We start from the raw sequence: 12,863 nt of genomic DNA, 5'->3' as shown, positions 1-12,863 counted from the left end.
CCTGTTCGTGCGGAACTCATATCGAGCAAAGGTCCGGGGCCTCGCTACGGGGCGGCCAAGTTGACGTAGCTGAGATGCGGCATGCGGTCTGCTCACTCCTCGAAGTTCTTAGCGGAGATAATTCGAGCTGCAGCTGCGATTTACTTGCGATGGCGGTTGAGCCGCAACCCAGTTTTTATTAGATCTCGAACCCTATACTCGATGTTCGCTTCGTTCATTGAGTTACCCTTTGCATGAGGCCGGGACATATCGTCCCGCCCGCAGTTTCGCAGGCCGAAGGCCGAGAATGTTTGAGGACGGGATGATATGTCCCGGCCTCCCGGGAGAGTTACCTATGAACTACGCGAACATTAAGTATTTCGACATTGCTGATGGGGAAGGCGTTCGTACTTCTCTGTTTGTGAGCGGGTGCCGTCGTGGGTGCAAGAACTGCTTTAACTCTGTCGCGTGGGACTTTGCTGCGGGTGAGCCGTTCGACCGTGCCGTCGAGGACAAGATTATCGAGAGTCTCGACCATCCCTTTATTGATGGCCTGACGATTCTGGGCGGCGAGCCTATGGAGCCCGAGAATCAGGTGGGGCTTGTTGACTTTATCGAACGCGTGCGTGCGGCCTATCCCGCGGGGTCGGGCAAGACCATTTGGTGCTTTACCGGCGACGTGCTCGAGGAGCTTATGCCGGGTGGCCGTCATCATACCGAGGTGACGGACCGTATCCTGGCCTGCCTAGACATGTTGGTGGACGGCCCGTTCGTTCAGGATCTGTACGATATCTCGTTGCGCTTTAGGGGCTCGAGCAATCAACGCGTGATTGACATGAACGCCACGCGTGCCCGTGCCGAGCGTGAGAACGTTGCGCTTTGCGACGCCGTGGAGCTTTGGCGGGACGATCCGGTCTATTCGACCCATACTATGTAGCTTGTGGCCGATGCCGGAGGGCGTGGTACCATAGCGCGAACGCAAAATCGGAAAAGTGAGGCCCAGATGGTCGATCAGGAAAAAGTCGAGGCCGCCATTAAGCTGTTGCTTGAGGGCATAGGCGAGGACCCAACTCGTGAGGGCCTGCTGGAGACCCCGGCGCGCGTTGCCCGTATGTATGGCGAGATCGCCGGCGGTATGGACCAGAGTGCCGAGGAGCACCTGTCCAAAACCTTTGCCGTCGCTTCGAACGATTTGGTTATCGAGCGCGACATCACGTTTTACTCGCTGTGCGAGCATCATCTGCTGCCGTTTTACGGCAAGGCTGCCATTGGCTATATCCCCAACGGCCGTGTCGCAGGGCTTTCTAAGCTTGCCCGCACGGTAGAGGTCTACGCCCGTCGTCTGCAGCTGCAGGAGCAGTTGTGCGCACAAGTTGCCGATGCCCTCATGGAGTATCTCGCTCCCCAGGGAGCGATTGTGCTCATGGAAGCTGAGCATATGTGCATGACCATGCGCGGCGTGCAAAAGCCTGGCACCAAGACCGTGACGCTCGCTCGCCGCGGCGTCTTTGAGACCGATCCCGCGCTCGAGGAGCGGTTCTTTAGGATGCTGGGCCGTTAGCATGAGGGTCGTCAACGACTTTACATCGAAGACCGATGAGGGGACGTCGCGTCGCGGCTTTATGGCTTCGGGTCTGACTCCCTTTGGTGCCATGCCTCGCATTGATTACATTTGTGCCAACGGGCTGTTCCGGCGGCACCTGGGCAACATTGCACAGTTGGAATCGGGGCGCATCTTCTGCCGCCACGGTATTGACCATCTTCTCGATGTCGCTCGCATTATGTGGATCAAGAATCTCGAGGAACAGCTCGAATTTGACCGTGAGGTCATCTACGCCACGGCACTTCTTCACGATATCGGCAAAGATGAACAGTATGAATCGGGTATATCCCATGATGTTGCAAGCGAACGCGTCGCTGATGCGATTCTCGGCGGCATGCCCGATGATGTGGCGTTTGAGCCGGCCGATGCCGCAGCCATTAAGACGGCCATTCTGGGCCATCGAAAGCTGCGTGTGAACAGCCAACCGCTTGAGCGTCTGCTCTATGCAGCCGACAAAGCGTCGCGCGCCTGCTTTGCATGCCCCGCGCGCAATGCTTGCAACTGGAGCGAGGATAAAAAGAACCTGTCGATTCGCGTGTAGTTAGTTTGCGCGGTCGGGGTTCTAAACGAAGGAGACGATCGCGATGAGCAACAAGAAACTGCCCGAGAATGCAACCAAGACTGAAGGCGCCGAGCTCGCCCGCCGTGGAAGGGGCGAAATATCCACCGCAACGGCGGTACCCCACGTGAGCTATGACGATCTGCGCCATGCCGACCGCATCACCGTTGAAGGTCTTGAGGTTTTTGCTAACCACGGCGTATATCCCGAAGAGAACGCGCTGGGCCAGAAGTTCATCGTGTCCCTGGTGCTCTATGCCGACCTGCGTGCAGCGGGGGAGCACGATAACCTGGACGCCTCGATTGACTACGGCTCGGTATGCCACGATGTCGATGGCTATCTGCGCGAGCATACGTTTAAGCTCATCGAGGCTGCAGCCGAGGGTGTGGCCCAGATGCTGCTGCGTCGTTACCCCCTGCTGCTTGGCGTGCACGTTAAGCTCGATAAGCCTTGGGCGCCCGTCGGTCTTCCCCTGGCAAGCTGCGGTGTCGAGATCGAGCGCGTGCGCTAGTCGACGCTAGAGCTTGTTGAGGGGCGGCTGCTTGAGCCGCTGCGACAGAGCTCTATTGTTGGGACAGTACGTGTCGAGCAGGGCGTGAAACCGCTGATTGTGGCTTGGCTCGAGCAGGTGGACGAGCTCGTGGGCGACAACCATGTCGAGACACTCGATGGGATAGGCGGCAAGTTCGCGTGCGATGCGAACGGCACCGGATTTGGGCGTGCATGAGCCCCAACGCGTTTTCATGCTACGTACGGAAACGCGGGAAACGGCGACACCCATTGCGATTTCGTACGCGCGCGCCATATCGCGCAGCGCCGTGGTGACCTCGGATGCATAGAGCTGGTCGATGCGGGTCTGGAGCTCATCGGACGTCAGGCCGTCGAGGGTTGCGCGCCGCTTGGCCTGTGGGCGTTCGTTCGATTTGTCGGCACCCATAAAACTTGCGAAGGTGGCCTGCTTGGGCCGCGGTGCGGGTGATGCAAAGTTGCGATCGAGCGCATCTTGTACCGTGATGGGCTTGCCCCAAAGTGCAATGATGGACGAGGGGCTGAGCGGCTCTCGTGCCGTCGCCTGACGTTGCTCGCGCTGGGCAAGTCGACTGATAATCCAGGCGCTGTTGCGCTTCACAAACGCTTCGATACGCTCGCGGCTGGCGTCGAGCGGTGCACTGGCGTGGACCTCACCGCTCGATGTGACGCGTAGGTTGAAGTTCTTGACGCGCTTTTTGGTAACGACGACGGGGATGGATGTGCCATCCGGTCGGGATACGGTAATCGTAAATTGCTGCGTCAAAAGCGGTCCTTCAGATTGGGGACGGGCCGCATGTCGACCGTTCGGCATGCGGCCCGCTCAGGGGATGTGAAATTAATAACGCTCGAAGAAGGCAAGGGCATTATCGCTGCAGAGCTTCTGCATCACGGTCTTGCCAAAGTGCTTGGAGAGCATGTTCTGGAACTCGGGCATCTTGCTGGCATCGGAGAGGAAGGCGGGCACCGTGGCACCGTCCCAGTCGCCGCCGAGCGCGATGACATCCTCGCCGCCCAGGTCGAGCCAGTGCTCGATATGTGCCGCTAGCTGGTCGAAGGTGACGTCTGCGGCGGTCTTGTCGGTTGCGTCGTTGGAAAGGAACTCGCTGCAGTAGTTGAGGCCGACGATACCGCCCATGTCGCGAATGGTGCGGAACTGGTCGTCGGTAAGGTTGCGTTTGACGCCGCAAACCGCACGGGAGTTGGAGTGGCTGGCGACGAAGGGACGCGTGGCGTGGGCGACAACCTCGTCAAAGCACTCATCGTTGAGGTGGGAGACGTCGAGTACCATGCCGGCGTGCTCCATCTGCGTAAGTGCCTCGATGCCGGCGCCGGTGAGGCCGGCGTGGGTGTCGTGGCCGCTCGCGAGCGGCCCCTGCGCATTCCAGCTGAGTGACGACATAAGCACGCCCAAGCTCTTGAGCACTTCGATCAGCGCGGGGTCCTCGGCAAAGAACGTGGCGTTTTCGATGGTGTGGATGCAAGCGACCTTGCCGTCCTTGAGCGCGGGGCGAATGTCTGCGGCGCTGCGCACGTTGACCATACGGTCGTGGTTGAGCATTGCCTGGCCGCTCATATGCGCCATGATCTGCGCCTGGAAGCGCGCGGCGTGGGCGGTGGGAATCTCGTCGGGGACAAACGTGGCGAAGCACTGTGCCCACGGCGTGTTGCCGATCTTTGCGAGCGAGATGGCACAGGCGTTACCCTCGATGAGGTCGAAATCTTGCGGATGCGTTTCGTCGCCGGGGAAATAGCCGTCGGTGCCGGCGGTAAAGCGCAGGTCGAGATCGAGCGTGGCCCAGCCGATGCGGTCGGCGGTGTCGCAGTGTAGGTCAAATACGGGATATGCCATGGTTCCTCCGGTTGCAGCGTTTCTTTGCAAACTGTCATTGAATTGTATGACTAGGGTATAGTTAGCGCCATATGTTCACGGCGGCCCGCGTTGTGCGCCGCCCTTATCACGGAGGTTACCATGTCCAACCAGGGCAAGAAGGTCAAGACCCATTATCGCGGCACGCTCGACGACGGCACGCAGTTCGATAGCTCCTACGATCGCGGCGAGCCGCTGGAGTTCACCTGCGGCGCCGGTCAGATGATCAAGGGCTTCGACGCCGCTGTTGTCGATATGCAGGTGGGCGAGAAGAAGACCGTGCACATTCCTGCTGCCGATGCCTATGGCGAGCACAATCCCGAGATGGTTCTGACCTTCCCGGCCGAGCAGGTTCCCAACATCGAGCAGATCGAGAAGGGCATGAAGCTCTTCCTGTCCACGCCGAGCGGCATGCCTGTCCCCGCCGTCGTCATTGACGTGACGCCCGAGGCCGTGACGCTCGACGCCAACCACGAGCTGGCCGGCAAGGACCTCAACTTTGATATCGAGCTCGTCGAGGTCGAGGGTTAGAGCATGCCTGAGCGCTTGGTTTCGACGACATGCTTGGGAAATCTCAACGATCCGTCCTATGAACTCCTGCTTCGCCGGAAGCTGGGCGGCGTCTTTGAAGTTGACGAGCTGCTGCTCGATTGGGACCAGGCTGATGTATACGCGTTTGTGGGCGTGACGGAGCTGGGGCGCACGGTCGATGTTCGGCTGGATACTGCCGACGGCGGTCGTTTTGTCGACGGCGACGTGCTCGCCGTCGACCGTTCGGGCGTGGTGCCCGTGGCGGTTGTTGTGCGCCTGCGCAGCGCCGAGGTTTATTTGGTCGAAGTTGACCGCTTGGACCCGATTGCGCTCGCGCATGCGTGCTGGGAGATCGGCAATATGCATGCGCCGCTTTTTCGAGGCGATTCGGACGAGCATACCGTGCGCATGTATACGCCGGTGCAGCCTGTTTTGGGCCGCATGCTCCGGGGCGTCGAGGGCGTTCGGCTCTCGACGGTTACCCGTGAACTCGATTCGGACCGGCGCTTTGCGTCGAGTGCGGCGGATGCCGTTGTGAGTATGGCTCCAGACTTTACGATCGTAAAGAAGGCGCGCGGCTAAGCACGCATATGCGCAAGACGGGCTTTGAGGGGCGACCAATCAAGGTCCGTCTTGCTGTTGATAGGAGGCTTTGGGGGAACATATGGGTCTTGAGGGAATCAAGCTGATTGCCTGCGATTTGGACGGCACGTTGCTGCATCCGGGGGAGCGCGAGCCGCGTTCCGAGGCCTTTGAGCTTATCGATGAGCTGCATCGTCGCGGTATCGTGTTTATGCCGGCGAGCGGTCGTCAATATGCGAGCTTGCGCTATCTGTTTACCCCGGTGGCCGATGAGCTCGCCTATGTATGCGAGAACGGAGCCCTGGTGATGAGCGAGGGGCGTGCCGTTGTCAAGCGCTCCATGGAGCGTAGCCTTGCTATGGATATCGCGAATGCCGTGGTTGCGTATCCCCATGCCGACGTGACCCTTTCGTGTGAGGGACACCTCTACACCATGAGCGGCAACGATGCGTTCGTCGACCATTTGCGCTATGAGGTCCACTGCGATGTGGCGGTGGTCGACCGTCCCGAGGACATCGACGAGGACGTCATTAAGATTGCCTTCCAGACGCCCGAGGTGGATCAGCCGGCGGCCCTGGAGTATTTTGAGCGCCTCTTTAGCGACCGTGTCGACGTGATGACGTCGGGAACCGAGTGGACGGACTTTATCGGCTTTGGTTCGGGCAAGGGTTCCGCGCTTGCCGATTACGGTCGTGCCCTGGGAATTTCGCCCGACGAGATGATGGCGTTTGGCGATAACGAAAACGACCGCGACATGCTCAACGTAGTGGGCCATCCTTATCTAATGGAGAGCTGCAATCCCTCTATGTGTGGCATCAACGACCGCGTCCGCTACGTGCGCACGGTCGAAGAAGAACTGCGCCGCCTGCTCGCCGAGTAGATATATGTGGCATGCCTAGGAATCTCTTTTTGCTGCAGAGTGCAGAAAGGTGGATTTTAAGGCATGTCCCGAACATCTACCGGCAGTCGGGGCAGAGACCCTCGAAGATGGTGTAGTGCGACGTGACGTGCCAGCCGATTTGCTCGGATGCCTTGGCGTCGAGCTGGGCATCGAAGGGGAGCGGTACGTCGATGACGCGGCTGCACGAGGTGCAGATGATATGCGCATGCGGCTCGATCGTGCGATCGAAGCGGCTGCCGCCCGGCGTCTTGATGGAGAGAATCTCGCCGGCGTCGGCCAAGAGATTGAGGTTGCGGTAGACCGTGCCGCGGCTGATTTTGTCATCCTGCGCGCGCACGACGTTGTAGATTTCGTCGGCGGTGGGATGGTTATAGCTTTGGCGCACGGCGTCAAGAACCAGCTTTCGCTGCCTGGTATTCCTTCTTTGCACCGCCATGCGCCTCGCCTCTTTTCTATCAACGGTCGTAGGTAAATGATACCGTATTTAGCACACAATACTAATAACGAGGCGTGAAACCGTCTTCATTGGCAAGTGGGGCTCGGGCCTGGGCGTCTACGAGGCGAAAACGCGTTCCCATACGCTCGTAGGAGGCATGAAGCGCCTCGAGATGAGATAGGATATTTGCCGGAGCCCCCTGTATCTCCATCTCGACTGAGCCGTCTTCCATGTTACGCACCCAGCCGGTGAGCGCGCGTGCCTGCGCGAGGTTGGTGTTGGTAAAGCGAAAGCCAACGCCCTGGACTTGCCCCGCCCAGCGCAGGAAATAGCGCAGGGGAGTGTCTTGAGTGGCCTCGTCGCTTGCGAGCACAGTAAGCCTGCGGCGCAGCTCGAGCTCGACGTTTGATGGTTTTTGAGGCTCTCGACTGCTGCCGGTGACGCTGGAGAAGAACGTATCGAAGAGGCCCATAGCTATGCCTGCTTGCCTGCGTCGGCCGGGAAGGTTATGCCGGCCTGCTGGCGCACGGCATCCATGATGCGCAGTGAGACGAGTGTGACATCGCGGTAGTGGCCAAGCTCGTGGCGTCCCGCCGGGGTCTCCCAAATCTCTTCCTTAACGTTATCGATGCCGCCGATGGCGGTGATAAAGTCTGTGAGTTCGTATTCCATAGTGTTGCTCGATTTGGGCAGGTCGAGCACGCGGCCGTTGTCTCCCTGTTCGCGCGGTGCCTCGGTCGCCGAGCCGCGTACGACGTCGCCGCGATAGTCGATGCGGACGTTGCGGGGCGTGGACAGATGGTCGATCTGGATAGTGCCACGCTCGCCTTCGATCTGCGAGGGCAGCAGGTCATTCGTAATTTTGGAGTGCGCGAGCTCGACGGAGATACGCCCTCCGCCATAACTGGCGAGAATGGAGCCGCAGCCGTCGATGGGGCCATGGGTGAGCTCTTGCGTTGAGGGGTCGAGCAGCGTGGTCATGCTGGTGAGACCGGAGGGCATGCCGAAGATCTCGACCATGGGCTCGACGGTGTAGACGCCAATGTCCATGAGGGAACCCGATGCCATATTGCAGTCGAAGATATTGGTGGCACGTCCCGCGAGAATCTCGTTGTAGCGCGAGGAATACTTGCCAAAGCGCAATGAGGCGCGGCGGATGGGGGCAATCTCGCCCAGGACGTCCTCGATGGCGTGGAAGGCGGGATCGTGGAGGGGACGTATAGCCTCGAGGGCCACGACACCTGCTGTCTCGGCAGCGCGAAAGACCTCGAGCGCCTGCGCTTCGGTGGCGCAGAAGGGCTTTTCGACGATGACATGCTTGCCACCGGCGATGCAGGCAAGGGCCTGCTCGTAGTGAAGTGCGTTAGGGCTGCCGATATAGACGGCGTCGACGTCGCCGGCTGCCGCAAGCTCATCGAGTGACGTAAAGTTTCGCTCGCCACCGCGCTCGGCGGTAAAGGCAGTACCGCGCTCGGCATCGCGCGAGAGCGTGCCCACAAACGCGGCTTGGTCGTTGGCGTTGACGACCTGGATAAAGTCGTCGGTAATCATGGATGTGCCGATGGTCGCTATACGCAGCATGTATCCCCCTCGTGCCGTTCGGTTTACAGGATGAGTGTAGCGCGAGGGGGCAGGAAATAGCGTGCGAAAACGCCGTTACAGGTCGCTCTCGTTAAAGCCGGTGTCGATATCGAGGTTGCTGCCGTCGGCCGCCGTGGTGGCGAGCTCATCGCAGCGCTCGTTGAGCTCGTGGCCGGCGTGACCCTTAACCCAGATGAACTCAACCTTGTGCTTGCTTTTGGCGGTGAGCAGGCGCTCCCACAGGTCGCGGTTCTTGACGGGCTGCTTGTTGGCGGTTTTCCATCCGCGCTTTTTCCAGCCGTCGATCCAGTGCTTGTTAAAGGCGTTGACGACGTACTGCGAATCGGAATGGACTTCGACGTCGCAGGGGCGGTTAAGTGCCTCGAGCGCCACGATGACCGCCATGAGCTCCATGCGGTTGTTGGTGGTCTTGGCATAGCCGCGCGAAAGCTCGGAGGTGAAGGTCTTGCCGGCGGGGTTGGTGTATTTGAGCACGGCGCCGTAGCCGCCGCGTCCCGGATTTGATCGGGCCGAGCCGTCGGTATAGATGATGACCTTCACGGGCTTCCTTTCGTTGGGTACGTTTCGTGTGAGTGACCATTGTAGCGCCATGCCCGCCGGGGGCTAGCAATCTACGATTTCTACCCCGTCTTCCGACAGTTAGTTGGCATGGATGATGCGGTTGAGCTCGTCGAGGTATTGCTGCAAGAGGGGAGAGGGCTTGCGCTCGTCGTGCATGATATAGCCTACGTGCATCGTTGGGGCGTCTGCTAACGGGATCGATGCCATACCCCATTGCATTTCATTGGAGAGGACACCGGTCGACAGGGTGTAACCGTTTGACGTGATAAGTAAGTTAGTAAGTGTTCCGCGGTCCGAGATTCGTATGTTGCGGTCGCAAGGGATATAGCTAAAAGGTTCCTCGGCGTAATAGAAGGAGTTCGAGGTGCCTTGCTCAAAGCTGTAGCGCGTATAGGGTGTGAGGTCGGCAAGGGACAGCTGCGGGCGGCGGGCAAGCGGGTGGCGCTCGCTAACGAAGACGTGGACCGTCGCGTCGAATAGGGGATGGAAGCTCGCGCGCGCATCGGCAAAAGCCTTCTGCAGAACGCGGGCGTTAAAGTCGTCCAGATAGAGGATGCCGATGTCGCTGCGAAACGCGCGGACGTCATCGATGATCTGCGATGTGGTGGTCTCGCGCATGATGAACTCGAACTTGCTGTCGCGGCAGCGCTCGACCACGTTGACAAAGGCCTCGACCGAAAAGGCGTAGTGCTGGGCGGAAATGGCGAGGCGGGCTTGCGGGGTACCGCCGTCCTCGTAGCGCGCCTCGAGCATGTCGGCCTGCTCTACGACCTGGTGCGCATAGCCCAAAAGCTCGGTGCCGTCGTTGGTGAGGGTGACGCCGCGGCTGGAGCGCGTAAAGATCTCCAGGTGGAGCTCCTGTTCCAGGCTTTTGACGGCGTTTGAGATGTTGGACTGAGCGGTATAGAGGCGCTGAGCTGCGGCGTTGATTGAGCCGGACTCTGCCACGGCAATCAGAAAACGAAGCTGCTGAAGGGTCATCGATGCCATCCTTTCGATTGCTATCTATAAAACCGATAACAGATTAGCGCTTTTAAGTGATTGACCGAGCGAAACAATGCTCGTACTATTCAAAACACACAAAGGCGGTAGGTAATTAAACCGACCACGGAACCGGGATGCGAAAGGAGGCCCGCATATGAATTGCTTACCAAGACGAATGCCGGGCTCCTGTTTGCGCTCGTCGGCGTGATCAGGAGACAGCGACTTACTTCTCTCTAATTTATTTACTTTTGTTCGATCAAGGAGATCATCATGAGCCAGTTCATCAACAACCCCGAGCACACCTTTGGTTTCGATACCCTGCAGCTTCACGTTGGCCAGGAGAGCGCCGATCCCGCATCCGACTCCCGCGCCGTGCCTATCTACCAGACCACGAGCTATGTGTTCCGCAACTCCCAGCACGCCGCCGACCGCTTTGGTCTTGCCGATGCTGGTAACATCTACGGCCGTCTGACCAACTCCACCCAGGGCGTCTTCGAGGACCGTATCGCCGCGCTCGAGGGTGGCGTGGCAGGTCTCGCCGTCGCCTCCGGTGCTGCTGCCATCACCTATACTCTGCAGGCTCTTGCCCAGGCCGGTGACCACGTGGTGGCTCAGAAGACCATCTACGGTGGCTCCTACAACCTGCTGGAGCATACACTCTCCCAGTTTGGCGTCGAGACCACCTTCGTCGATGCCCACAACCTGGACGAGGTCGAGGGCGCCATCAAGGACAACACCACGGTCGTCTATCTCGAGACGCTCGGCAACCCCAACTCCGACATCCCCAACATCGACGCCATCTCCGAGATCGCCAAGAAGCACGGTCTGCCGGTTGTCGTCGACAACACCTTCGGCACCCCGTATCTGTTCCGTCCGCTGGAGCATGGTGCCAACATCGTCGTCCACTCCGCAACCAAGTTCATCGGCGGCCACGGCACCTCGCTGGGCGGTGTGATCGTCGACGGCGGTAACTTCGATTGGAAGGCGAGCGGAAAGTACGCCCAGATCGCCGAGCCCAACCCCTCCTACCACGGCGTTTCGTTTGCCGAGGCTGCCGTTCCCGCCGCCTTCGCAACCTATGTCCGCGCTATCCTGCTGCGTGACGAGGGCGCCTGCATCAGCCCGTTCAACGCCTGGGTCCTGCTCCAGGGCACCGAGACTCTGTCGCTGCGCGTTGACCGTCATGTTGAGAACACCAAGAAGGTCGTTGAGTTCCTGGCTGGTGACAGCCACGTCGCCAAGGTGAACCACCCGAGCCTGCCCGAGCACCCCGATCACGAGCTCTATCAGAAGTACTTCCCCAACGGCGGTGCCTCGATCTTTACCTTTGAGATTAAGGGTGGCCAGGAGGCAGCTTGGAAGTTCATCGATCATCTGCAGGTGTTCTCGCTGCTCGCCAACGTGGCCGACGTCAAGTCGCTCGTCGTGCACCCGGCTACCACCACGCACTCCCAGCTGTCTGCCGAGGAGCTCGCCGAGCAGAACATCACGCCCTCCACGATCCGTCTTTCCATCGGTACCGAGAACGCCGAGGATATCATTTGGGACCTGAAGCAGGCCTTCGCCGCGCTGGACGAGTAAAGCGACTTGTGCAAGGACCCCTTGCGACTCGATAGGTATAACTGCATAAAATGCCTGCTCAAGGCGCCTGTGCGAACAATGGTTGCACAGGCGCCTTTTTTGCATAGAGAGGGTGCAAAAACAGGGTTTTTGACACGCTTTATGCATTCGAGTTGTGGAAAACTCCTGTTGAGAGGATGTGAGTTTTACGCAATTGACGTGCGCCTTTTGAGTAAAACCGCAGGTCGCGATTTGCTCGGGGTACTATGCAGCGCAATCGAATCACACGCAGCTCAAACGCAGCAAAAACGCACTACGGAGGTTTCCAGCTACATGAGGATCGATTCACGAAAACCGAAAGCCGCCGCCCTTTCCGCCGCTCTGGCCGTGGCACTTTTGGCGGGCGCTGGTGCAACTGATGCCCACGCCGCAACACTGTCCGATACGGTTGGATCTACGCCGTCCGAGACGACGCTGGTACAGCCCGTTGACTATCGCGGCGATGGTTATGGTTCCATGCAGGAGTGGAACGCCTCGATGGAGGCCAAGCGCGATTCCCTTGAGATGCGTGCTCAGATCATTATGAATATGTATGGCGACTATGCTACCGATGACGAGCGCGCTGTGTTGCAGGGTTGCATCGACGGTGCGGGCAGCCTGTTGACGATGGGGGAGGTCGACGCCAAGTCGACCGAGCTCGATGAGCTGCGCACCGCGCTTGAGGATGCCAAGCGCGAAGCGCTCGAGGCGGCCGCCGCCGAGGCGGAGGCTGCCGAGGCCACCCAGGCTTCGTACTACAACGCCGGTTTCACTCCGTCCTACGCGTCTGCCGCGTCCTACGCGAACGAATCGGGCCTGACGCGCTCTGCGGGTGTCAATAACTACAACGGGCGCCGCGAGACCTATTACAGCAGCAATGTGCTTTATCACTATCGCACGGGCGAATGGACTCAGGATTCTGAGGGCTTCTGGCGCGATTCCGACGGCTATTACGTTGTTGCCGCGGGCGATATGGCCCAGGGCTCGACCTTTACGGGCTCCAAGGGCGAGTGCAAGGTCTATGACTCCGGCTGCGCCGCCGGAACTACCGACTACTATACCGGTTGGTAATCTGCCATAAGGAAAATTGGCACATGATGGGCGGGCGTCTTTGCTGAGCTTTTAGGC

General features: G+C 59.4%; 16 protein-coding genes. 9 read left to right on the top strand and 7 right to left on the bottom strand.

The genetic code is table 11. The features are described from left to right. Positions 1-334 precede the first annotated feature (334 nt). From nrdG to folB, 4 genes are all read left to right on the top strand, one after another. The gene (gene nrdG, locus OIL77_01435; GenBank protein HJI44091.1) at positions 335-916 is read left to right on the top strand and encodes an anaerobic ribonucleoside-triphosphate reductase activating protein; all 582 of its coding nucleotides are present in this window, start codon (positions 335-337) and stop codon (positions 914-916) included. A 66-nt stretch (positions 917-982) separates the two neighbouring features. Beyond that, positions 983-1,540, top strand: coding sequence for a GTP cyclohydrolase I FolE (gene folE, locus OIL77_01430; GenBank protein ID HJI44090.1), 558 nt, complete (start codon positions 983-985; stop codon positions 1,538-1,540). Position 1,541: 1 nt separating this feature from the next. Beyond that, positions 1,542-2,123 (top strand): HD domain-containing protein, encoded by a 582-nt coding sequence (locus OIL77_01425; protein HJI44089.1) that lies wholly within the window; start codon positions 1,542-1,544, stop codon positions 2,121-2,123. 43 nt (positions 2,124-2,166) lie between these two features. Further along, entirely contained in the window at positions 2,167-2,652 is a 486-nt protein-coding gene (gene folB, locus OIL77_01420; protein HJI44088.1) for a dihydroneopterin aldolase, read from the top strand. 6 nt (positions 2,653-2,658) lie between these two features. On the opposite strand, the gene OIL77_01415 is transcribed toward folB, so the two are convergent. Both OIL77_01415 and OIL77_01410 read right to left on the bottom strand, forming a co-directional pair. After that, positions 2,659-3,435, bottom strand: coding sequence for a M48 family metallopeptidase (locus OIL77_01415; GenBank protein HJI44087.1), 777 nt, complete (start codon positions 3,433-3,435; stop codon positions 2,659-2,661). Between the two features lie 72 nt (positions 3,436-3,507). Continuing rightward, entirely contained in the window at positions 3,508-4,521 is a 1,014-nt protein-coding gene (locus OIL77_01410) for a membrane dipeptidase (GenBank protein HJI44086.1), read from the bottom strand. A 120-nt stretch (positions 4,522-4,641) separates the two neighbouring features. Here OIL77_01410 and OIL77_01405 point away from each other — a divergent pair, with 120 nt between their 5' ends. From OIL77_01405 to OIL77_01395, 3 genes are all read left to right on the top strand, one after another. Next, on the top strand, positions 4,642-5,070 hold the full coding sequence (locus OIL77_01405) for a peptidylprolyl isomerase (GenBank protein HJI44085.1): 429 nt from the start codon (positions 4,642-4,644) through the stop codon (positions 5,068-5,070). A gap of 3 nt (positions 5,071-5,073) precedes the next feature. Then, positions 5,074-5,652, top strand: coding sequence for a hypothetical protein (locus tag OIL77_01400; protein HJI44084.1), 579 nt, complete (start codon positions 5,074-5,076; stop codon positions 5,650-5,652). 82 nt (positions 5,653-5,734) lie between these two features. Next, positions 5,735-6,532, top strand: a complete 798-nt coding sequence (locus OIL77_01395) for a Cof-type HAD-IIB family hydrolase (protein HJI44083.1) — start codon at positions 5,735-5,737, stop codon at positions 6,530-6,532. Between the two features lie 76 nt (positions 6,533-6,608). Here the strand turns inward: OIL77_01395 and OIL77_01390 are convergent, their stop codons facing one another. The 5 genes from OIL77_01390 to OIL77_01370 all read right to left on the bottom strand — a co-directional run bounded on the left by OIL77_01390 (position 6,609) and on the right by OIL77_01370 (position 10,133). Beyond that, positions 6,609-6,989, bottom strand: a complete 381-nt coding sequence (locus OIL77_01390; protein HJI44082.1) for a transcriptional repressor — start codon at positions 6,987-6,989, stop codon at positions 6,609-6,611. A gap of 61 nt (positions 6,990-7,050) precedes the next feature. Next, positions 7,051-7,461 (bottom strand): acylphosphatase, encoded by a 411-nt coding sequence (locus OIL77_01385; GenBank protein HJI44081.1) that lies wholly within the window; start codon positions 7,459-7,461, stop codon positions 7,051-7,053. 2 nt (positions 7,462-7,463) lie between these two features. Beyond that, the gene (locus OIL77_01380) at positions 7,464-8,570 is read right to left on the bottom strand and encodes a Gfo/Idh/MocA family oxidoreductase (protein ID HJI44080.1); all 1,107 of its coding nucleotides are present in this window, start codon (positions 8,568-8,570) and stop codon (positions 7,464-7,466) included. Positions 8,571-8,645: 75 nt separating this feature from the next. Further along, positions 8,646-9,182, bottom strand: a complete 537-nt coding sequence (gene rnhA, locus OIL77_01375; protein HJI44079.1) for a ribonuclease HI — start codon at positions 9,180-9,182, stop codon at positions 8,646-8,648. 48 nt (positions 9,183-9,230) lie between these two features. Continuing rightward, positions 9,231-10,133 carry a LysR family transcriptional regulator gene (locus tag OIL77_01370; protein ID HJI44078.1) on the bottom strand — a complete coding sequence of 301 codons (903 nt, stop codon included), beginning with the start codon at positions 10,131-10,133 and terminating at the stop codon, positions 9,231-9,233. A gap of 273 nt (positions 10,134-10,406) precedes the next feature. On the opposite strand from OIL77_01370, the gene OIL77_01365 reads away from it, so the two are divergent. Together OIL77_01365 and OIL77_01360 are read left to right on the top strand one after the other, a co-directional pair. Further along, positions 10,407-11,717 (top strand): O-acetylhomoserine aminocarboxypropyltransferase/cysteine synthase, encoded by a 1,311-nt coding sequence (locus OIL77_01365; protein ID HJI44077.1) that lies wholly within the window; start codon positions 10,407-10,409, stop codon positions 11,715-11,717. 312 nt (positions 11,718-12,029) lie between these two features. Beyond that, a complete protein-coding gene (locus OIL77_01360; protein HJI44076.1) occupies positions 12,030-12,806 on the top strand; it encodes a hypothetical protein in 777 nt (258 codons plus the stop codon). The last annotated feature ends 57 nt before the right edge of the window (positions 12,807-12,863 follow it).

Source organism: Coriobacteriaceae bacterium (assembly GCA_025993015.1).
GTDB lineage: Bacteria > Actinomycetota > Coriobacteriia > Coriobacteriales > Coriobacteriaceae > Collinsella.
The sequence above is the reverse complement of the archived record's forward strand: the minus strand, read 5'-3'. Positions and strand labels throughout refer to the sequence as shown.

Bases quoted from the DNA above. Each gene is read 5' to 3' on its own strand.
- nrdG (HJI44091.1), top strand. From the start codon at position 335: ATGAACTACGCGAACATTAAGTATTTCGACATTGCTGATGGGGAAGGC.
- folE (HJI44090.1), top strand. From the start codon at position 983: ATGGTCGATCAGGAAAAAGTCGAGGCCGCCATTAAGCTGTTGCTTGAG.
- OIL77_01425 (HJI44089.1), top strand. From the start codon at position 1,542: ATGAGGGTCGTCAACGACTTTACATCGAAGACCGATGAGGGGACGTCG.
- folB (HJI44088.1), top strand. From the start codon at position 2,167: ATGAGCAACAAGAAACTGCCCGAGAATGCAACCAAGACTGAAGGCGCC.
- OIL77_01410 (HJI44086.1), bottom strand. From the start codon at position 4,521: ATGGCATATCCCGTATTTGACCTACACTGCGACACCGCCGACCGCATC.
- OIL77_01405 (HJI44085.1), top strand. From the start codon at position 4,642: ATGTCCAACCAGGGCAAGAAGGTCAAGACCCATTATCGCGGCACGCTC.
- OIL77_01400 (HJI44084.1), top strand. From the start codon at position 5,074: ATGCCTGAGCGCTTGGTTTCGACGACATGCTTGGGAAATCTCAACGAT.
- OIL77_01395 (HJI44083.1), top strand. From the start codon at position 5,735: ATGGGTCTTGAGGGAATCAAGCTGATTGCCTGCGATTTGGACGGCACG.
- OIL77_01390 (HJI44082.1), bottom strand. From the start codon at position 6,989: ATGGCGGTGCAAAGAAGGAATACCAGGCAGCGAAAGCTGGTTCTTGAC.
- OIL77_01385 (HJI44081.1), bottom strand. From the start codon at position 7,461: ATGGGCCTCTTCGATACGTTCTTCTCCAGCGTCACCGGCAGCAGTCGA.
- OIL77_01380 (HJI44080.1), bottom strand. From the start codon at position 8,570: ATGCTGCGTATAGCGACCATCGGCACATCCATGATTACCGACGACTTT.
- rnhA (HJI44079.1), bottom strand. From the start codon at position 9,182: ATGGCGCTACAATGGTCACTCACACGAAACGTACCCAACGAAAGGAAG.
- OIL77_01370 (HJI44078.1), bottom strand. From the start codon at position 10,133: ATGACCCTTCAGCAGCTTCGTTTTCTGATTGCCGTGGCAGAGTCCGGC.
- OIL77_01365 (HJI44077.1), top strand. From the start codon at position 10,407: ATGAGCCAGTTCATCAACAACCCCGAGCACACCTTTGGTTTCGATACC.
- OIL77_01360 (HJI44076.1), top strand. From the start codon at position 12,030: ATGAGGATCGATTCACGAAAACCGAAAGCCGCCGCCCTTTCCGCCGCT.